At 63.8% G+C, this 17,815-nt stretch carries 18 protein-coding genes and 1 pseudogene; 5 read left to right on the forward strand and 14 right to left on the reverse strand.

The features are described 5' to 3' along the window. Nucleotide 1: 1 nt before the first annotated feature. Nucleotides 2-1,234: an acyltransferase family protein gene (locus CN311_RS06640; RefSeq protein WP_097572535.1), complete on the reverse strand. Its 1,233-nt coding sequence runs from the start codon at nucleotides 1,232-1,234 to the stop codon at nucleotides 2-4. A 560-nt stretch (nucleotides 1,235-1,794) separates the two neighbouring features. Here CN311_RS06640 and CN311_RS06645 point away from each other — a divergent pair. After that, nucleotides 1,795-2,097 carry a DUF1330 domain-containing protein gene (locus tag CN311_RS06645; protein ID WP_097572536.1) on the forward strand — a complete coding sequence of 101 codons (303 nt, stop codon included), beginning with the start codon at nucleotides 1,795-1,797 and terminating at the stop codon, nucleotides 2,095-2,097. A gap of 71 nt (nucleotides 2,098-2,168) precedes the next feature. Here CN311_RS06645 and CN311_RS06650 read toward each other — a convergent pair whose 3' ends face one another. Next, the gene (locus tag CN311_RS06650; RefSeq protein WP_097572537.1) at nucleotides 2,169-3,371 is read right to left on the reverse strand and encodes an MFS transporter; all 1,203 of its coding nucleotides are present in this window, start codon (nucleotides 3,369-3,371) and stop codon (nucleotides 2,169-2,171) included. Between the two features lie 215 nt (nucleotides 3,372-3,586). Between CN311_RS06650 and CN311_RS06655 the strand changes: the two genes are divergently transcribed. Both CN311_RS06655 and CN311_RS06660 read left to right on the forward strand, forming a co-directional pair. Beyond that, on the forward strand, nucleotides 3,587-4,015 hold the full coding sequence (locus tag CN311_RS06655) for a VOC family protein (RefSeq protein ID WP_097572538.1): 429 nt from the start codon (nucleotides 3,587-3,589) through the stop codon (nucleotides 4,013-4,015). A gap of 41 nt (nucleotides 4,016-4,056) precedes the next feature. Further along, a complete protein-coding gene (locus tag CN311_RS06660) occupies nucleotides 4,057-4,440 on the forward strand; it encodes a YybH family protein (protein ID WP_097572539.1) in 384 nt (127 codons plus the stop codon). 5 nt (nucleotides 4,441-4,445) lie between these two features. Here the strand turns inward: CN311_RS06660 and CN311_RS33745 are convergent. From CN311_RS33745 to CN311_RS06715, 12 genes and pseudogenes are all read right to left on the reverse strand, one after another. Further along, nucleotides 4,446-4,556 (reverse strand): annotated as a pseudogene (locus tag CN311_RS33745) (dimethylarginine dimethylaminohydrolase family protein); the annotation flags it as partial. 45 nt (nucleotides 4,557-4,601) lie between these two features. Further along, entirely contained in the window at nucleotides 4,602-5,858 is a 1,257-nt protein-coding gene (locus CN311_RS06665; protein WP_097572540.1) for a Zn-dependent hydrolase, read from the reverse strand. Next, nucleotides 5,855-6,727, reverse strand: coding sequence for a BtpA/SgcQ family protein (locus tag CN311_RS06670; protein WP_097572541.1), 873 nt, complete (start codon nucleotides 6,725-6,727; stop codon nucleotides 5,855-5,857). Before CN311_RS06670 ends, CN311_RS06665 begins: the two co-directional genes overlap by 4 nt. Continuing rightward, on the reverse strand, nucleotides 6,724-7,632 hold the full coding sequence (locus tag CN311_RS06675; protein ID WP_097572542.1) for a ribokinase: 909 nt from the start codon (nucleotides 7,630-7,632) through the stop codon (nucleotides 6,724-6,726). The genes CN311_RS06670 and CN311_RS06675 overlap by 4 nt, the downstream gene beginning before the upstream one ends. Nucleotides 7,633-7,634: 2 nt before the next feature. Continuing rightward, entirely contained in the window at nucleotides 7,635-8,405 is a 771-nt protein-coding gene (locus tag CN311_RS06680; protein ID WP_097572543.1) for a glutamine amidotransferase, read from the reverse strand. Nucleotides 8,406-8,435: 30 nt separating this feature from the next. Continuing rightward, entirely contained in the window at nucleotides 8,436-9,539 is a 1,104-nt protein-coding gene (locus CN311_RS06685) for a phosphotriesterase family protein (protein WP_097572544.1), read from the reverse strand. 1 nt (nucleotide 9,540) lies between these two features. Next, nucleotides 9,541-10,560, reverse strand: coding sequence for an ABC transporter permease (locus CN311_RS06690; RefSeq protein ID WP_097572545.1), 1,020 nt, complete (start codon nucleotides 10,558-10,560; stop codon nucleotides 9,541-9,543). Continuing rightward, a complete protein-coding gene (locus CN311_RS06695) occupies nucleotides 10,557-11,357 on the reverse strand; it encodes an ATP-binding cassette domain-containing protein (protein WP_425351052.1) in 801 nt (266 codons plus the stop codon). Before CN311_RS06695 ends, CN311_RS06690 begins: the two co-directional genes overlap by 4 nt. A 92-nt stretch (nucleotides 11,358-11,449) precedes the next feature. Beyond that, entirely contained in the window at nucleotides 11,450-12,391 is a 942-nt protein-coding gene (locus CN311_RS06700) for an ABC transporter substrate-binding protein (protein WP_097572546.1), read from the reverse strand. Nucleotides 12,392-12,533: 142 nt separating this feature from the next. Further along, the gene (locus tag CN311_RS06705; RefSeq protein ID WP_097572547.1) at nucleotides 12,534-13,148 is read right to left on the reverse strand and encodes a cupin domain-containing protein; all 615 of its coding nucleotides are present in this window, start codon (nucleotides 13,146-13,148) and stop codon (nucleotides 12,534-12,536) included. A 133-nt stretch (nucleotides 13,149-13,281) separates the two neighbouring features. Then, nucleotides 13,282-14,214 (reverse strand): dimethylarginine dimethylaminohydrolase family protein, encoded by a 933-nt coding sequence (locus tag CN311_RS06710; RefSeq protein ID WP_097572548.1) that lies wholly within the window; start codon nucleotides 14,212-14,214, stop codon nucleotides 13,282-13,284. Next, nucleotides 14,201-15,814, reverse strand: coding sequence for a zinc-binding metallopeptidase family protein (locus CN311_RS06715; protein WP_097572556.1), 1,614 nt, complete (start codon nucleotides 15,812-15,814; stop codon nucleotides 14,201-14,203). The genes CN311_RS06710 and CN311_RS06715 overlap by 14 nt, the downstream gene beginning before the upstream one ends. A 94-nt stretch (nucleotides 15,815-15,908) precedes the next feature. Here CN311_RS06715 and CN311_RS06720 point away from each other — a divergent pair, with 94 nt between their 5' ends. Together CN311_RS06720 and CN311_RS06725 are read left to right on the forward strand one after the other, a co-directional pair. Continuing rightward, nucleotides 15,909-16,805 (forward strand): LysR substrate-binding domain-containing protein, encoded by an 897-nt coding sequence (locus CN311_RS06720; RefSeq protein WP_097572549.1) that lies wholly within the window; start codon nucleotides 15,909-15,911, stop codon nucleotides 16,803-16,805. A 277-nt stretch (nucleotides 16,806-17,082) separates the two neighbouring features. After that, nucleotides 17,083-17,815, forward strand: a 733-nt coding sequence (locus CN311_RS06725) for an ABC transporter ATP-binding protein (RefSeq protein WP_097572550.1), incomplete at its 3' end; no start/stop codon positions are given.

Genomic DNA, 17,815 nt, shown 5'->3' on the forward strand with positions numbered 1-17,815 from the left:
GTCAGCCCCGATCCGTTCGCGGGAGGTCGCCTGCCAAGGGTGGTGTGCGATTATCGAGCGGGCCACTGAAACGGGCCCGTGCTGTCCTTCCGAACCACCCGATATCGTTTGCGTTGACACCTTCCCGTATGGCGGCGCCTTCCCGGATGGCAGCGCCTTCCCGGATGGCAGCCGCGGCCCTCGGAGCGACATAGGGAAAGTGGCGCTTGAGGCTGTTGAGCGGCTTTTCGAAAAGCAGCCACGAGACTGAGGCCACGATGAGGGTCGCCGTTCCCGCTACCAGGAATCGCCCCAGCCCTTGCTCCGAGACGTTGACAGGTATCCAGGGCTGGGACTTGACGGCAAGCGACAGGACTATTGCGTGGTAGAGATAGACGCCATAGCTGATGCGGCCGAGGGCCAGCAGCGGCGGCAGGTCGAGAAGCCTCCCGCGGTAACCGCCGAGACCCAGCGAACAGCTGGCGACGACCGCCACGAGCGGCGCGAGAGGCAGGACTTCCAGCAGCAGCCAGCGGCCCCATTCGTGTACCGAATCCGTCGGCGTCGGGATAAACCACTGCAAGACAAAAAACGCAGCCGCAAACCCCGGCCAGCCAAGCCGCAGCCATTGCGGCAGTTGAGCGGTTCCGGTTCGGTGGACGGCAAGCAGCGCACCCGCCGCCAGCGCGTCCATCGATGCTGGCGGCAGCAGGTCGCGCGCGAGGCTGGGAGCGCCGGTGATCGGCCAATAGAAGCGATAGGACAGCGACAGCAGGATGACGCCGATGCAGATCGCCCCGAGGCGCCGGCGTGGCGCCAGCAGGACAATCAACGGCCAGACGATATAGAATTGCTCCTCGATGCTCAGACTCCAGAGATGGGCAAGCACCCAGGGCGTCCATTCATTGCGCAGCGCGAACCAGAAATTCGACAGATAAAGCGCATGCCAGGCCAGCGATCCCCTGGATTGGTCCAGGTCCACCAGCCAGACGAAACCCAGCACGGCGAAATAAGGAGGGAATATCCGCAGCGCCCGCCTGACATAGAAGGACTTCAGGGCGGGCCAAGCTTCGAATTCAGCGGCCGCGCGAGCCTCCAGAAGCAGGCGCGTGATCAAAAAGCCGCTCAGCACGAAGAACAGTCGCACGCCGATGTGGCCCCAGAAGGAAGACCCTCCCGCCGCGAAGAAATGCGAATACATCACCATCGTCACGGCGATGGCCCGCAGCGCATCCAGTTGCGTGTCGCGTCTCATCAGCCGCCCCCGCCGGCGGGATATCTCCGAAATCGCCAATTGGAGGCTTGCGCGGAGCGATCGAACGGCTCTCCGCCGTCCCCAGCCACAAGGCCCGCCAAATGGCGGGCAAAATTGCTGTCTGCGTCAACACAACGCTGCATCAGACCTCCAGGCGACCAAACCTGCCGGCGAGAGGAAAGCCTCTTCCCGCAAACCAGGGCCCCAGCGAGAATAGGAGAGCAATGGTGCACCGCAACACAAAATATTAGCACCTGTTGAAATAGTTGCGTGAGGCGCAGTCCGCGAAATGTGCAAAAAATGGCCAAATTTGCGGGTTTTTTGTGTTCTGCGTCCAGATCTTGCCCGCCTTCGGTTAACGCGAACGTGCTGCAGTGCAGCACGCCGGTTGCCGGTCAGGACGGAATCCTGGGGGCGGAGCACAGGTCTGGTAGTATTTTGGTGGCCGCCCGCGGCCAGGGAAAGGACGCTTCGCCGACTCCGGTGGCCCGGTGTCGAACCTACAATGTGGAAGAGGAATTCAGGACGGTGCACAGCTTGCCAAGAGGGAGGAGACACCGATGGCAGCGTATCTTATCGCCGATGTCGATATCACCGACGCGGCCGTATTCGAACAATACAGGCGCGAGGTCCCGGCCACCGAGGAGCGCCATGGCGGCCGCTATCTCGCGCGGGGCGGCACAACCAGGGTGTTTGAAGGCGACTGGGAGCCGCATCGCCTGGTCATTATCGAATTTCCCGACATGGCTTCGCTGGCCGCCTGGTACGACTCGCCGGAATATGAGCGCCTGAAGGCAATCCGCTTTCGCAGTGCCAGGACGCGTATCATAGCAGTTGAAGGGATCGCGCCAGCGCCGGCATAGTCGCCGAATGTTGTTCGTAGCGGTAAACGTCGCGGCCGCTTGCGATCCAAGCGGCCGCTTTTCCACTCACTCTACGCCGGCTGCAACTCCTTGCGCGGCAATGGCGGGAAGGCGATCGCTATCCCCACCGCACCAAGCCCGACAAGGGCCGAGCCGATAAACAGCCAGGAATAGTTGGCGTAGGCGTCGAACACCATGCCGCCGGCGAGCGGCCCGAAGGCCATGCCGAGGCTGGACAGCATGGTTGCAGCGCCGAACACCGTACCGAGGATGCGCTGGCCGAAATACTCGCGCGCCAGCACCGCATAGAGCGGCATCACGCCGCCATAGGTGGCGCCGAAGATCACGGCGAGCGTGTAGAACTGACCAAGCTCGCTGACCGCGAGATAGGCCGCGATCACCACGGCCTGGATCGCCAGCCCCGCGATCAGCACCGGCTTGACGCCCAGCCGGTCGGCAAGCACGCCGTACAGCAGCCGGCCGCCCAGGCCGGCCAGGCCTTCGACACTGTAGATCGAGACCGCCGCCATCGGCGCTATGCCGCACAGCATGGCATAGCTCACCATATGGAAGATCGGCCCTGAATGCGCCGCGCAGCAGGCAAAGAAGGTCAGCCCCAGAACGATGAATTGCGGCGACAGCAGCGCCTGGCGCACCGACATTCCGGCGCCCTCGGCGACCGGCCCTGAGGCGTCGGTGTCAGCGGCTGGCGCCGGCGGCTGACGCACCAGAAGGACCGCCGGCAATAGCAGCACCCACGCCATCACGCCGATGTCGAACATGGCGGTGCGCCAGTCATAGGTCGTGATCAGCCATTGCGCGAAGGGCGAGATCGTCATCGGCGCAACGCCCATGCCGGCCGAGACCAGGGAAACGGCCAGGCTGCGGTTGGTGTCGAACCAGGCGGCGGTCAGCGCGATCATCGGCGTGAAGAAGGCGCTTGCCGCTAGCCCGACGATCACGCCGTAGCTCAACTGGAAGACGAGAAGCGAGCCGGCGCGGCTCGCCACCACCAGCGCTAGGCCGAGCAGCACCCCGCCGGCCAGCACCACGGGGCGGGCGCCGAGGCGGTCATAGACCGCGCCCCAGGCGAAACCGCCGAGACCCATCACCAGGAAGTTCAGCGTCATCGCGCTCGATATGCCGGCGCGCGACCAGCCTGTGTCGAGCGCCATCGGTTCGAGGAAGATCGCCAGCGAGAACATCGCGCCGAGCGCGACACAGGTCATCACGGCACCTGCCGCGACGATGACCCAACGATAGGAAAGGCTCATGCTTTTCTCCCGAGATCATTAGGGCACGGCGCGACCTTTTTGAGCTTCGTCGCGCTGCTTGCGTCCGAAGGACGATGTCGCTGCATGAAACCCGACAATCCGGTTGCATTTTTATCCAGTCGGCGCGAAGGCGCGATTCAATTGCCCCTTTGCATTGACGATGCACTGTTCGAAGCTAGATTTCCAACCTTTGCGACCAGGAGGAGGCAGCAGGCATGGCAACCCAGGAACTTCATCGCGGCCGTCTCATCGACCACCTCCAGCTGGTGGTCAGGGATCTCAAGGCCAGCCGCCGCTTCTACGAGGCGGTTCTCAAGGTGCTCGATATTCCGATCGGCGGCAGCGCCGAGGATTATTTCTGGGCCGACGAACTGTTCGTCTCGAGCGCCGACAGCCGGGCGGCCCTGGGCAAGCTGACCGGACGCCACCACCTTGCCTTCCAGGCCAGGGACCGCGCGATGGTCGACGCCTTCTACAAGGCCGGGCTCGAGGCCGGCGGCACGGACAACGGCGCACCGGGCGAGCGGCCCTATCACCCCGGCTACTATGCCGCCTTCCTGCTCGATCCCGACGGCAACAACATCGAGGCCGTCTATCACGGACCAGCCGAGCGCAGCGCCGCTTCGGTGAAGATCACTTTCTGACGACAAGGTGACGAGGAGAATTCAAACCCGAAGAGGTAACGATGACGGACGATGAAAAGGCAATCCGAAAGCTGGTCGAGACGTGGATGGATGCGAGCAAGCGTGGAGACACCGCGACCGTGCTGAGCTTGATGACGGACGACGCGATCTTCATGGTTCCTGGCCGGGAGCCCTTCGACAAGGAGATCTTCGCGGCGGCCGCGCGGGAGACGGCCGGCGTCCATATCGACGGCACGAACGAGATCGTGGAACTGCAGCTTCTCGGCAACTGGGCCTTCATTCGCGGTCGCATCGATATGACCGCGACGCCGCCGGACGGGAAGCCGGTGCATCAATCGGGATATACGCTGACGCTCCTGCGCAAGGAAGCGGATGGTGAGTGGCGGCTGGCCCGCGATGCAAATCTTTTGACCGCGCAGGGCTGAATCCTCTCGACGATGCCGGGCTCGGTGCAGGCGAGGCGGACGGCGGTGAGTTTCTCGGCGATCGGCGCCACCATCAGGTCGATATGGACATAGTGCTCGTCGATGAAGGCACCACGATTATGCCTGTGGCGCTGGAGCGACACAGGAGCGCTTGCAATAATTCATCGTAGCAATTCGCGTGGCGAGGCCGCCACGATGGCCGCCTGCAGTAGGACCCGCGCACCGGTGACTGCATGAGCCGGCTCGACATATTCGGCCTCATTATGGCTGAGCCCGTCGCGGCACGGCACGAAGATCATTGCGGCCGGCGCCACGCGGGCGATGAAGAGCGCGTCATGGAAAGCACCCGATATCATCCGCTTGTGCGGCAGCCGCAGGGAATTGACGGCTTCTTCGACGACGTCGATCATATCGGGCGAAAATGCTGCCCCGGGCATATCGAACGATCGCCTGATCATTGCCGTGCAATCCTGGGCCTCGGCTTCCGCCGCGCAGACCTCGCGCAGCTCGGCCTCGATGGCATCGAGCCGTTCCGGTTGCGGATGCCTGAGGTCGGCGGTGAAGATCACCGATTGCGGTATCGCGTTTATCGACCCTGGCTGAGCCGTGATCCGGCCCACTGTCAGCCGTGCGTCGGCGTCAAGGGGCATGATCGTTGCCTGCAGCCTGTGCATCGCCGCAACGGCGGCAACCATCGGATCCCTACGGTATGCAAGACCGGTCGTACCTGCGTGACCCGCGGTGCCCTGAATAGAGACTTCCAGCCAACGCGTGCCCTGGACGGCGGTGACGACACCGATGGAGATCCGCTCCTTTTCCAGTGACGGTCCCTGTTCGATATGGAGCTCGATATAACCCGATATCGGCATGCCGGTCGGTCGCTGGGCCGCCTCCGGCAAGGCGGCGATCGTCGCCTCGAGTTCCTTTGCCAGGGACGCGCCGTCGCTGCCGACAGTGGATTTCCATGCGGCGGTATCGGCACCGGCGAATGCCATCGAACCCATGACGCCCGGCGCGAAGCGGCTGCCCTCTTCATTGGTCCAGGCGACGACCTCGATCGGCATTCGGGTTTGCGCCTTCGCGTCCTCTAGGGCTTCGAGTGCTTCGAAGGCGGAAAGCGTACCCAGCGCACCATCGAAGCGCCCTCCGGTCGGCTGGCTGTCAAGGTGACTGCCGATCAGCAGCGGCGGAAGCGTGGCATCCGAGCCCTCGCGGCGGATGAAGAGGTTCGCCATGCCGTCCTGAAAAACCGCGAACCCCCGTTCGAGCGCCAGTTCCGCGAGCAGGCGCCGGGCGCTGCGGTCCTCGGCGCTCAATGCCTGCCGGTTGACGCCCCCGGCCGGCGTCGCGCCGATCCGGGCGAACGCATTTAGCCGCCCGAGCAATCTCTCGCCGTCGATCTCCGGCTGCAAACTCATCGCTTGAGGCCGCGGATGAAGGCGTTCACCCGCCGCGGTTCAACCTGGTTCCACCAGACCCCGTCATATTTCAGCGAACTGGCGACGATGACGCCGTCGACGATGTCGAGAATGTCGTTGACGTTGTCGGGCGTAACACCGCTGCCGACAAGCGTCGGCAGCCCGGCGGCGTCCTTGATCATCCTGATGTAACCGAGGTCGGCGGCGTGGCCGGTGCGCTGGCCGGTCGCAATCACCGCATCAGCATCGAAGAACACCAGATCCTTGACCTGTTCCTCAACCGGCCGGTCGCCGACGATCGCATGTGCCCCATGCTTGACATGGGCATCGGCGAAGATGCGGATGCCGTTGGCCCGAAGTTTGGCGCGGAACCGCATGGCACGCGCTGCTTCGCCTTCGATAAAGCCCTCATTGGCGACATAGGCGTTGGCCCATTGATTGACGCGGACGAAGGCAGCACCCGAGGCGCTGGCGATCGACAGCGCCGGAATGGCGGCATTGGCGAGCACATTGATGCCGATCGGCCGGCCAAACTCCCTGCGAATCCGATCGGAAACGACGGACATATAGGCGGAGGTTTCGGGCCCGATATCATCGGGTTTGGCAAACGGCACGTCGCCGTGGTTTTCGACGATCACGCCGTCGCAACCGCCATGCAGATAGGCTTTCGCGTCGTCGAGGCCGCGTTGATAGATGGCCTCGACCGCCTCGCCATTGTAACGCGGGACGCCCGGCAGGGGGGCGAGATGAACGACGCCGATCACCACCTTGCTCCTGCCGAAGATCGATTGCAGCACATCATCCGCGACTTGGCCGACAGGTTTGGGGCCGACAGGTTTGGGGCCACTGGGTTTGGGGGATTGTGTCATGCCGTTTCCGTTTCCGTCGTTGCCATGAGTATTTTCATCTCCCGCCTGTCGGGGCAGGACTCGAGCGTGCCGGCACGCCCGACCGAGATGGCAGCAGCACGCACCGCGATCCGCGCCGCGGCAGCGAGGCCGAAGCCAGCTGCAAGACAGCCGGCTAGGCAGCCGCAAAAGACATCACCGGCACCGCTGGTGTCGACCACGGCCACCTTGGGCGCCGTGATCTGTTCGATCCGTCCCTTGCTGTCGGCAACCAGGCAGCCATCCGCCCCAAGCGTCACGATCGCGGCGCCGGAACCTTGACGGATCAATTCGCGGACCGCGGCCGCAGGATCGCTGGCGCCGGTCAGTTGCGCCGCCTCACCCGCATTGGCGACAACGACGCTGACGGTCAGATCTGGTGCATGACCGGCCGCGAGCGGGCTCGGATTGAAGATCGTCAAGGCTTCCGCCGCGCGCGCCGTGCGCAGACAGGCCGTCGTTGCATCGGGGTGAAGGTTGCCCTGCATCACCACGATGTCGCCGCGTTCGATCGAGCGCACGAAGCCGCTGTCTGCCAGGGGATCGAAAGTGGTGGCGCAACTGGCGCCGGTGACGACAAGGTTCTCGCCGCGCGCATCGACCATGATCGTCGAACGGTCGCTGGGCAGCGGCAGCGTCGTCAGGTGACGGACGTCGAGATCGCGGCTCAACTGCTCCCTTATCCATGCGCCGGCCGCATCATTGCCGATCGCCGCATGGAAACGGACATCGGCTCCGGTGCGCGCCGCGGCCACCGCCTGGTTCGCACCTTTGCCGCCAAGGCCATCGGAATGTTCCGACGCGTTCAGCGTCTCGCCCGCCGCCGGAAACCGGTCCAGCCGAAACGTCGTATCGACGCAGACATTGCCGACGACATGGACGCGCATGGCTAGTCCCTGGCCGTTGCCCAGCCCAGCATCTGTTCGAACAGCGTCTTGTAACCGCTCCAGGCGATGAAGTCCGGCGGCAGCCAGTGCGGGCCGACATCCGAGGTCCAGGCGACGGTGCGGCCCTTGCCGTATTTGCCGGTCACCAGCAGCGGCAGCGAACGGTAGTCGGAAGACACGGTGGCGAGCACCTCCGCACCGTCCTTGACCGTGACCTCGTTGAAGCCGAGCAGGATCGGCCAATCCGTGCCCAGGCCCTTGAGAATCGGATGGCTCTGCGGGCCGACAACGACCGGCGCATAGCCCTCCGGGACCTCGACGCGGTCGTCCACCGGCAGACAGGAGACAGGCAGAACCTCCTCGACCGGCGTCTTGTGATAACGCGCGCCGCCATTGATGCCCTGGAAGCTGTAGTAGCCGCCGAACATCAGCAGGCCGCCGCCATTGCCGACATAGTCGCGTAACAGGCGCAGCCGGTTCGGCGTCGGCCTGGAATGGATCCAGGTGTCGGGATGAAGCAGCAGCGTGTTGGCGCCGAGATCGGAAAGCACGACCGCGTCATAGGCCGAAAGCGCCTCCATGGTCTGGGGGAAATTCCGCTGCGCCTCATGCGCCGGCATGAAGGTGACGTCGAACGGGCTGTCCTTCAGCGCGGCCAGCAGTTCGTCGGCGCCGGTATGATAGGTCACGGTCGGAAACTGGTCGAAGCCCTTGATATGGGTCGCGGTCGAGACCCAGGATTCACCTGCGAGAAGAACCTTCTTCCTGGACATGTTTACTCCTATGTCGAATTGATCCGCCGTTTAGAGGCTCGCGGCGAACACGGTCTTTGGGTTGTCGACGAGCATGCGGTCGATTGCCGGCTGCTCGACGCCGTGGCGCTTTAATCTCGGCACGAAATGCTTCAGAATGAAGCCGTAGCCGAAACCGCCGAAGCGCGTCAGCATGATCTTCAAAAAGACGTCCTGCGACAGCAGAAGCCGGTCGATCAGACCCATGTCGATCAGCGAGCGGATTGCCTGAGCATTCTGCTCGTCGGAAGGCGATTGCGCATCCTGGTCCGCATAATAGAAATCCATGCCGATCATGTCGTATTCCAGGAAGGCGCCGCGCGCGGCGAGGCTTTTCTGATAGGTGAGATCGTTGTGGCTCGGATTCATATGGCACAGCACCGTATGCCTGAGATCGGCGCCTTCCGCCTCGACCACGTCGAGCACATCATGCGCCAGCCGTTCCCAGCCGGGCAGATGGATGGTCAGCGGCACACCGGTGATTTTCGCCGCGCGGGCCGAAGCGCGCAGCGACTTGCGCTCTTCATCGGTGAAATCCTTGCTGACACCGACCTCGCCGATGATGCCGGCCATGATGTCGGGCTGCGTCGCGCCGCCGCCGACATCGTTGACCAGGAATTCGGTGACCTCGTCGACGTCCATCGCCTTCAGCCAGTCGGGGTGGGTGTGCTGCAGATAAAAGCCTGTCCCCATGACGATCCGCAGTCCCGAGACGCGGGCGATGCGCGCCAGCTTCGCCGGATCGCGGCCAATGCCGATATTGGTCGCATCGACCACGGTATGGCCGCCGAGCGCCCGGTATTTCGCCAGTTCCGAAAGTGCCAGGTCGCTGTCGTCGAGCGAGACGTTGTCGCGGTTCATATAGGGGTTCATCCGCAACTCGCCGATGATCTCCATGCTGACCGGTTGCTCGGCGATCTTCTTCTCATCGGGATGGCAGGGGCATTTCCACGATGTCGCGCCGTCGAGCAGGATGTGCTCATGCATCAGCGTCACGCCCATATCGGCGATCGCAACCGGGCCGGTGACGGTCATAACCATGCCGGAACGGACACCGATCGGCGCCCGTTCCCCCGGCCTGTCCTTGATTGGCTTGTCTTTGAACAGATGATCCATGTCAGCGGCTCCGCGTCGCGCCCTTGAACAGACGGAAATTCAGCCAGATGGCAACGAGGATGATTGTGCCGGTGACGATCGGCGTGAGGAAGGGCGACATATGCGCCAGGATCAGGCCGTTGCCGATGACCGCGACGGTCAACGCGCCGAGCACGGTGCCGACGATCGTGCCGCGCCCGCCGAACAGGCTGGTGCCGCCAAGCACCACGGCGGCGATGACATCGAGCTCGAAACCCTGGCCGGCATTCGATGAGCCGGAACCGAGCCGGGCGGCGAGAATGATGCCGGCCACCGCCGCGGCCATGCCCGACAGGATGTAGACGAAGAGCGTCATGAAGCGCGTATCGACACCGGCGCGACGCACGGCCTCGGTGTTGGCCCCGATGCCGGTCACGTAGCGGCCGAACGGCGTCTGATTGAAGGCGAGATAGGCGACGATCAGGACAACAAGGGCGAGCAGCGCCGGTACCGGCACACCGAGAAACCATGCCCTGCCGATGTTGACGAAAAAGCTCGTCGGCTCGACCGGGATCGAATAGCCGCCGGTGATCAGCAGCGCCACCCCGCGAATGACGGAGAGCCCGGCAAGCGTGACGATAAAGGCCGGTATCCGTTCATAGGCGATGAAGAAGCCCTGCAATGCGCCGATCGCGGCGCCAAGCGCCAGCATGGCCACGACGACGAGCGGCCACGGCAGGCCGGCCTGCAGCAAGACGGCCGACAGCGTCGCCGTCAGCGCCAGCACGGAGCCGACCGAGAGGTCGATACCGCCTGTGGTGATGACGAAGGTCATCGCCGCCGCAACGATCAGCAGCGGCGCGGACTGGCGCACGATGTTCAACAGGTTGGGCGTCGTCAGGAAGGAACCGGTGGTCAGCGAGAAGACCACGCAGACGACGATGAAGAACAGCGCGATGGAGACGACGCTGCCATTGGCTGTCGCCATATCCCGCCACGTGCTGTTGTGGGCGCGTTTGGGGTGAGAGGCGCCGGCGCCGGCGGAAGACGAGGTTACGTTCATGGCTGCGCTGCCTCATCACGGCTGGCGCGCGCCGAACGCGCAACGAACTTGCGGCCGACGATCAGGTTGACGACCTCCTCGATGCTGGTGTCGCCGATCTTTCGTTCGGCGACATTGCGGCCTTCGTACATGACCTGGATGCGGTCGCAGACCAGGAACAGATCCTGCAGGCGGTGGGTGATGAGGATGACGCTGACACCACGTGCGCTGACGGCGCGGATCAGTTCCAGGACCGCCTCGACTTCCGCCACCGCCAGGGCGGCCGTCGGCTCGTCCATGATCAGCACCGAAGGATCGAAAGAAGCAGCGCGGCCGATGGCAATCGACTGGCGCTGGCCGCCGGAGAGGTTTTCGACCTTGAGCCTTGTATCGGCAATGACGATGCCGAGCCGGTCGAGCATCTGGCGCGTCTCGCCATGCATGCGCTTGTTGTCGAGGAAGGGCACGCCGAGAATTTGGCGACGCGGCTCGCGGCCGAGGAAGAGATTGCCCGCCACATCCACCGTGTCGCAGAGCGAAAGGTCCTGGTAGACCATCTCGACCCGGGCGGCGCGGGCATCGGCCGGCGATGAAAAAGACACCACCTCGCCGTCGATCTCGATGGTACCGGAATCCGGAATGACCGCACCGGACAGGACTTTGCTCAAGGTGGATTTGCCGGCGCCATTGTCGCCGACCAGGCCGAGGACCTCGCCAGGCCTCAGGTTCAGCGAAACATCATCCAGCGTCTGGATAGGGCCGTACCGTTTGGAAATACCGGTCATCCTGACGCGGTAGGTCTCGCCATCGCTCATCATGGTTCCAGTTCTCTGGGCGACACGTTCAATCGGTCGCCGGGCTGCGCAAAAACCATCAGGTCGATGCGCGGCCCGGCGGTCCGGGGAGGATATTACTTGAACATGTCCTTGAACTGGCCGACATTTTCCTTGGTCACGATGGTGATCGGAACATTGATGATCGGCTCGATCTTCTCGCCCTTCTTGAGCTTGACGAAGGCTTCGATTGCAGCCTTGCCTTCACCGGCCGGGTCCTGCTGGACGACGGCGACCACCCAGCCCTCCTCGAGGCCCTGCACCGCCGACTTGGTCAGGTCCCAGCCGAACACCTTGACGTCGCCGGTGCGTTCCTGACTGGTGACGGCGGATACTGCTCCGAGCAGAGCCGGCTCGCCGGTAGCGTAAAGCGTCGTCATGTCGGGATTGGCGGTCATCAGGTTTTCGGCGGCCGAAAGTGCGACGTCCTGCACGTTCTGGCCATCGACTGTGTCGAGGAAGGTGACCTGCTCACCGCTGTCGGCGACGGCTTTCTTGAAGCCGTCGAGGCGCTGGTTCTGGATGTACGAATTGAGCGCGCCGACGACGCCGATCTTCGCGGTGCCGTTCATATTGGCCTTGACGTAGTCGGCGTAGAACTTACCGATATCCTCGCCGGCCTTGGTGTTGTCGACGCCGACGAAGGCGACGTTGTCGCCATCCGGGATTTGCGCGTCGATGGCAATCACCGGAATGCCGGCGGCCTTGGCCGCGGTGATCGCCGGCTTCACACCGTTGACATCGATGGCGACGAGAATGATGCCGTCGACCTTCTGGGTGATGTAGTTCTCGATCGCATCGTTCTGCGCGCTCGGCACATTGTTGGCGTTGAAGATGACGAGGTCGACGCCGGCAGCCTTCGCGGCAGCCGTGGCGCCGTCATTGATCTGGTTGAAGAACAGCGCCTGCTGGTTGATGGTGACGAGCGCATAGGTCTCGGCCCAGGCGGAGGCGGAGCCGAGGGCGAGGGTCATGGCGATGGCTGCGGCGCAGCCTGAAAGGATCTTGGTAAGACGCATTCCGGTTCCCCTTGGTTTTGCGGAAAAGGCCCTTGATCGGGCTCACCTGGCGCCTGAGCGCCCGGCCATAATTCAAGATACTTGATTTCTTGTCAAGTGACTTGAATTAGCATCTACGAAGGGAACGGGCCCCTCGCCGGAATCAGAATGTCGCTGGCGTATTCACCCAGAAAATGCTGGCGCGTTCGTCGCCGACATTGCGGTACCAGTGGGGCAGTTCCGAATTGAAAACGAAGGAATCGCCGGCAGACAGGCGAAACGTCTTTTCACCGACCATCAGTTCGATTGCACCTTCCAGGACATAACCGACTTCCTCGCCGGCATGCTGGATCGGGCCGGCGCTTTCACCACCCGCCTCGATATGATGGATGTTGCACTGCAAGAGGTGGCCCGGCGAATAGGGAATGACACGCTCGAGCGAAATGCCCTCGCCGCGCCGAAGCGGATCGAGTGCGATCAACGGCCGCGCTCCGGCCCGGAAGACTATGCCTTCCTCACCGTCGGACTCCTCGAACATCCAGCCGATGTTCGTGCCGAGCACCTCGACGAGCCTGTGGAGCATGGGAAGCGAGGGCGAGACCTTGCCGTTCTCGACCTTGGAAAGCAGGCTTTCCGAGCAATTGGCAGCGGCGGCAAGCGCCTTCAAGGTCAGGCCACGCGTCTGCCGGGAGAGCTTCAATCGTGTGCCGAGCCGCAAAAGGCTGGTGGCGGTCGAGCGCTCGTCGCTACCCTTGTTCCTGATATCGACCTTGTTCATTGGGGCCGCGAATATCTCCGCTGGTTCGGCTCAAACCGTAGGACCGATCAAACGCGTTGTCCATCTTGTGAAAAATGGAACAACGCGTCGGACCGCAATCGCGGCCCGGCAGGCAAGCGGGAGTGACTGCCTTTCAGGCCGCTTCGCGCTTCAGCGCCTGCGCCATGCAGTGGATGCCACCACCGGTCTTGGAGATCTCGCTCATGTCGACGGACGCCACCTCGAAGCCGCGCGCCTTGAGCTGGCCGATCAGCGTCTGGCTCGAGGTCGGCGCGATCACCCGGTCCTTGCCGAGCGACATGAAGTTGCAGCCGAGCGCCATCGTGTCCTGGAACGGCACGTCGATGATCTCATGGCCCTTGCCCTTCAGCCAGTCGACGATGCCAGGCTCGGTGCAGGCCAGGCAAACGGCGGTCAGCTTCTCGGCGATCGGCACCACCATCAGGTCGATATGGACGTAATATTCGTCGATGAAGGCGATGCGGGTTTCCCAGCCCTCCTTGTCGAACCAGGACTGTACCTGGCGGGCGCCCTCCTCTTGCGTACGCGCCCCGCCGCAGCCGATCAGCACCACGCCCTCCTCGATGACGTTGAAGTCGCCGCCCTCGAACGTGCCGGCGGTGACCATGTCGTAGATCGGGATGCCGAGTTTTTCATAGGTGCGGATCGCCGCGTAGTTCTCGCCGCGCCGCCACCAGTTGGCCATGGCGGTGATGATGACGCCGTAAGGCGTCATGACGCTGGAATCGCGGGAGTAAACCTGCATCGGCAGTTCCGGCGTCGGCTCGTGCCAGTGGATGTTGACGCCGAAATGCTCATAGGCGGCGACCAGGTCCTTGTGCTGCGCCTGCGCGATCTGGACGTTGCAAGGCGCCTCGCGCAGGTGCTTCCTCGACAGCGAGCTGGTCGAGAGATGGCGCAGGAAATTCGGCGAGCCGAGCAGCACGTCGGTGAGCACGTCGGTCTCATTGGCGAAGCCCCAGTTGGTCAGCGGCTTGGTGCCGCCGGCCGGGTTGCGGCGCTGCAACGAAAACGGTTCTGCGACGATGCGGTCATGGACGGTCATGGGTTTCTCCTCGTGAGACAGCATGGGGTGATTGATTGCCTGGGATCCACCAGTCGCGCCCGCGCTGGGTGGTGACATATTCCGGCCAGCGAAAGCCGGTCGGCGGTTGATAGTCGCAGAGCGGCGCGATCCAGCTCGACCCGCCGATGCCGCCGCCGGTGCGGTTGACGAATTCATCCACCGCCGCCTGGCGGGCAGCTTCGTCTTCCAGCAGGCGCAGTGCCGCGAGCGCGACGGTCTTCGCCGCGCAAGTGACCATCGGATCGATGGTCTCGGGAATGCCGCCCAGCGCGTTCATCGCCCAGGCTGGATAGGCATGGCCGTTCTCCGAGCGCAGCGCCGGCCGGGCGACATAGATCCTTGCCGTGGGCGTATGCCAGGACATGTCGGTGTAGTCGTCGGACGTCGAATTCACCTGCGACGGCGCCAGGTCGCGGCGCAGGATGGCTTCCGCCTCACGCGGCTCGATCAGCCGCTCCAGTTCTTCGATAAAAGGCTCTTCGCTGGCCGCCCCGCCTGCATTGATCTGTATTTCGCGGGCAATTGTCTTGGCCGCCTCGTCCCAGTGCGGCGGCCCGACCGCCGACAGCGCCTCAAAGGCAATCGTTGCCATGACATGGTTGGCGAGTCCAGGCCGCGACTTTGACACCCAGTGCCGCTCGTGACGACAGCCGCTCATTTTCGCGGCGGCCTCGGCGTTGCGGTCGAGCACGGCGGTCACCTGTTCGGCCATGGCAAGCGTCGGCACGCGGATCATGTACTGGATCTCGGCGAGCCCCGCCGGCAGATTGTCGGCGGTCGCCTGCCCCGCCGTCAGGATCGCCTCGCTGATCGACCAGCCGCCCTGATGCGGCAGCATGGAATCGCGCAGCGCTTTCGACGCCATGTACATCATGAAAAGCGCGTCGTTGGCGCCGGGCGCCCGCACCGCCGAATGCGCCTGCGGAATGGGTGCCGCATCGCTTGCGCGAACCCAATGTTCGGGTTCGTCGCAGATAAAGCGATAGATCATCGCATAGGCGGCGCCGCAATGCGTGTCCCAGCGCGCCGTGTTGCAGAGCGGCAGCATGTAGAAGGGGTGGAAGGAGATCATGCCGGCAAGGCCGTCATAATAGCCCTTGGCGGCGTGGATCGGCTTCGATCCCCGCACCTTCTCGGCCGGCTCGCCGGTGAAGCGCAGCGTGCCTGATATGTCGTGGCGCTGCATCGCCGCCTTCACCGCCAGCAGGCCGCCAAGACTGGCAATGCCAAGGCCCGAATGCGGGTCGGTGTGGCCGCCGGCCTCGCCGCCGAGGCCTGGCCGCGGCCGTTTCACCGTCGTCGCATCCTGGCAATTGCCCGGCACCGCGTCATATTCGGCATACATGCCGATGGTAGGCCCAGCACCGTTGGTCCAGTGGGCGCAGAAAGCGGTCGGCATGCCGCCCGAGCCTTCCTCGACGGAGAACCCCTCATATTTCAGCCGCTCGACATACCAGGCGGCGGACTGGTATTCGCGCCAGGCGGTCTCGCCGAAATCGAAGATGATCCGCGTCCATGCCGACAATAGCGGCTGGATGTCGTCCAGACAGGCAAGCGCGGTCGCCTGAGCAGGGGTCATCGGTTTCTCCATTCCTCAAAGAAAGCAGTGAAGCGCCTCGCAAGAAAGTGATATGTTTTCCCGGCTCATGCAAATTCGGTTCACCTGAGGCCTCTTGCGAATACCGTCCACCCAGGCGCTGCGCGCTCTCGACAGCTTTGCCCGCCACGGCAGCGTCTGGCGCGCCGCCGACGAACTGCACCTCACCCGCAGCGCTGTCTCTCACCAGCTTCGCCTGCTCGAACGCGACCTCGGCTTCGATCTCCTGCAGCGCATCGGCAAGGGCGTGGCGCTGACGCCGCGCGGCCAACGATACGCAGCCGATGTCCGCAAGGCGCTGACTGTGCTTGGCGACGCGGTGACCCAGAACAGGGGCGCCGGCGTCGGCGGTTCCTTCGCAATCTCCTGCCCGCCAGGCTTCGCCTCGATGTTCCTGTGCACCCATATCGGTGAGTTCCAGCAGATGTATCCGGATGTGGCGCTCTCCATCCTGACGCCCCGACGCCTGGACGACGTCAGCAATCCCGACGCCGACGCCTTCATCGCCTTCGGCGTCGGCAACTGGCCGAACCGGGCGGTGGAGCTGCTTTGCGAAGTCTTCTTCACGCCGCTCTGCAGTCCGACGCTGCTCAACAAGGTCGGCGGATTTTCCAAGCCAGCCGACGTGCTGCGCGCCAATCTGCTCCATCTCGGCGACACCGAGGACTGGGCGCGCTGGCTGGCGCTGTCGAAAGTCGAAAATCCCGACACCGAAGGCGGCATCTTCTTTTCCGACATGAACCTGGTTTTTTCGGCGGCGATCGCCGGCCAGGGGATTGCCATGGGCGACGAATTGACCGGCCGCCGGGCGTTGAGCGAAGGCCGGCTGGTCAAGCCCTTCGAAGCGTCGGTCCCCTCACCACGCTCCTATTTCCTGGTCTTCGAGCACACCAAGGCCAGCCATCCGGTGCTCAATGCCTTCAGCGACTGGCTAAGGGCGAAGCTGTCTGAGAACAGGCTGGCCACGTATTGAGGCGGGGCACTAATCTCCCCCTCGGGGGACCCTCGGGGGGAGATGGCCGCGAAGCGGCCAGAGGGGTCGATCCGACTGGGCTCGGCCTGCTGCTGCGGAGGAGGTTGGCGCTTCACGCGCCACGCCCCCCTCTGTCGCCTTCGGCGACATCTCCCCATCGTGAGGGGGAGATTGGTGCCATAGATGAATCAAATTTGCCGATCCGACGAAAACTATTCGGTTGCGGTGAGCCGCCGCCCTGCCCTACGATTTACCTCAGCGTGAGGACAAAGGCAGGATGCAGCAACCCGGCCGGGCCGCAGAGATCAAGGCAATCGGGATCGGCAAGAGCTTCGGCTCGTTCCGAGCGCTGGACAATCTGACGCTCGATATCGGCCGCGGCGAATTCCTGACCCTGCTTGGGCCATCCGGCTCGGGCAAGACCACCTTCCTGATGATCCTGGCCGGTTTCGTGCCACCGAGCGACGGCCGCCTGTTCAGCGACGGCGTCGACATCACCGAGCGGCCGGCCGAGCAACGCGCCGCCGGCATGGTGTTCCAGGGCTATGCGCTGTTCCCGCATATGTCGGTCGAGGCTAACATCGCTTTCCCGCTCAAGGTGCGCAAGAAATCGGCCGCCGAGATCAAGCGCCGCGTCGGCGAGATGATCGAGCGCGTCGGGCTGAGGGGCCATGAGAAGAAGCTGCCGTCGCAGCTTTCCGGTGGCCAGCAACAGCGCGTGGCGCTGGCGCGTGCACTGGTGTTCGAGCCGGGCGTGCTGTTGCTCGACGAGCCGTTCTCGGCACTGGACAAGGGCCTGCGCGGCCAGATGCAGGCCGAGATGAAGCGCCTCCACCAGGAGACCGGCACCACCTTCGTCTTCGTCACCCACGACCAGAGCGAGGCGCTGGCGCTGTCGTCGCGCGTCGCCATCTTCAACCATGGCAAATTGCTGCAGGTAGGCAGGCCCGACGAGGTCTACGACAAGCCGGACAACCGCTTCGTCGCCGAGTTCCTGGGCGAGATCAACA

Source organism: Mesorhizobium sanjuanii (assembly GCF_002529485.1).
In the GTDB taxonomy this organism is placed as follows: domain Bacteria; phylum Pseudomonadota; class Alphaproteobacteria; order Rhizobiales; family Rhizobiaceae; genus Mesorhizobium; species Mesorhizobium sanjuanii.

What these genes read in the sequence shown, in the direction of transcription:
- CN311_RS06640 (WP_097572535.1), bottom strand. Translation starts at nt 1,234, where the DNA reads ATGAGACGCGACACGCAACTGGATGCGCTGCGGGCCATCGCCGTGACG.
- CN311_RS06645 (WP_097572536.1), top strand. Translation starts at nt 1,795, where the DNA reads ATGGCAGCGTATCTTATCGCCGATGTCGATATCACCGACGCGGCCGTA.
- CN311_RS06650 (WP_097572537.1), bottom strand. Translation starts at nt 3,371, where the DNA reads ATGAGCCTTTCCTATCGTTGGGTCATCGTCGCGGCAGGTGCCGTGATG.
- CN311_RS06655 (WP_097572538.1), top strand. Translation starts at nt 3,587, where the DNA reads ATGGCAACCCAGGAACTTCATCGCGGCCGTCTCATCGACCACCTCCAG.
- CN311_RS06660 (WP_097572539.1), top strand. Translation starts at nt 4,057, where the DNA reads ATGACGGACGATGAAAAGGCAATCCGAAAGCTGGTCGAGACGTGGATG.
- CN311_RS06665 (WP_097572540.1), bottom strand. Translation starts at nt 5,858, where the DNA reads ATGAGTTTGCAGCCGGAGATCGACGGCGAGAGATTGCTCGGGCGGCTA.
- CN311_RS06670 (WP_097572541.1), bottom strand. Translation starts at nt 6,727, where the DNA reads ATGACACAATCCCCCAAACCCAGTGGCCCCAAACCTGTCGGCCCCAAA.
- CN311_RS06675 (WP_097572542.1), bottom strand. Translation starts at nt 7,632, where the DNA reads ATGCGCGTCCATGTCGTCGGCAATGTCTGCGTCGATACGACGTTTCGG.
- CN311_RS06680 (WP_097572543.1), bottom strand. Translation starts at nt 8,405, where the DNA reads ATGTCCAGGAAGAAGGTTCTTCTCGCAGGTGAATCCTGGGTCTCGACC.
- CN311_RS06685 (WP_097572544.1), bottom strand. Translation starts at nt 9,539, where the DNA reads ATGGATCATCTGTTCAAAGACAAGCCAATCAAGGACAGGCCGGGGGAA.
- CN311_RS06690 (WP_097572545.1), bottom strand. Translation starts at nt 10,560, where the DNA reads ATGAACGTAACCTCGTCTTCCGCCGGCGCCGGCGCCTCTCACCCCAAA.
- CN311_RS06695 (WP_425351052.1), bottom strand. Translation starts at nt 11,357, where the DNA reads ATGATGAGCGATGGCGAGACCTACCGCGTCAGGATGACCGGTATTTCC.
- CN311_RS06700 (WP_097572546.1), bottom strand. Translation starts at nt 12,391, where the DNA reads ATGCGTCTTACCAAGATCCTTTCAGGCTGCGCCGCAGCCATCGCCATG.
- CN311_RS06705 (WP_097572547.1), bottom strand. Translation starts at nt 13,148, where the DNA reads ATGAACAAGGTCGATATCAGGAACAAGGGTAGCGACGAGCGCTCGACC.
- CN311_RS06710 (WP_097572548.1), bottom strand. Translation starts at nt 14,214, where the DNA reads ATGACCGTCCATGACCGCATCGTCGCAGAACCGTTTTCGTTGCAGCGC.
- CN311_RS06715 (WP_097572556.1), bottom strand. Translation starts at nt 15,814, where the DNA reads ATGACCCCTGCTCAGGCGACCGCGCTTGCCTGTCTGGACGACATCCAG.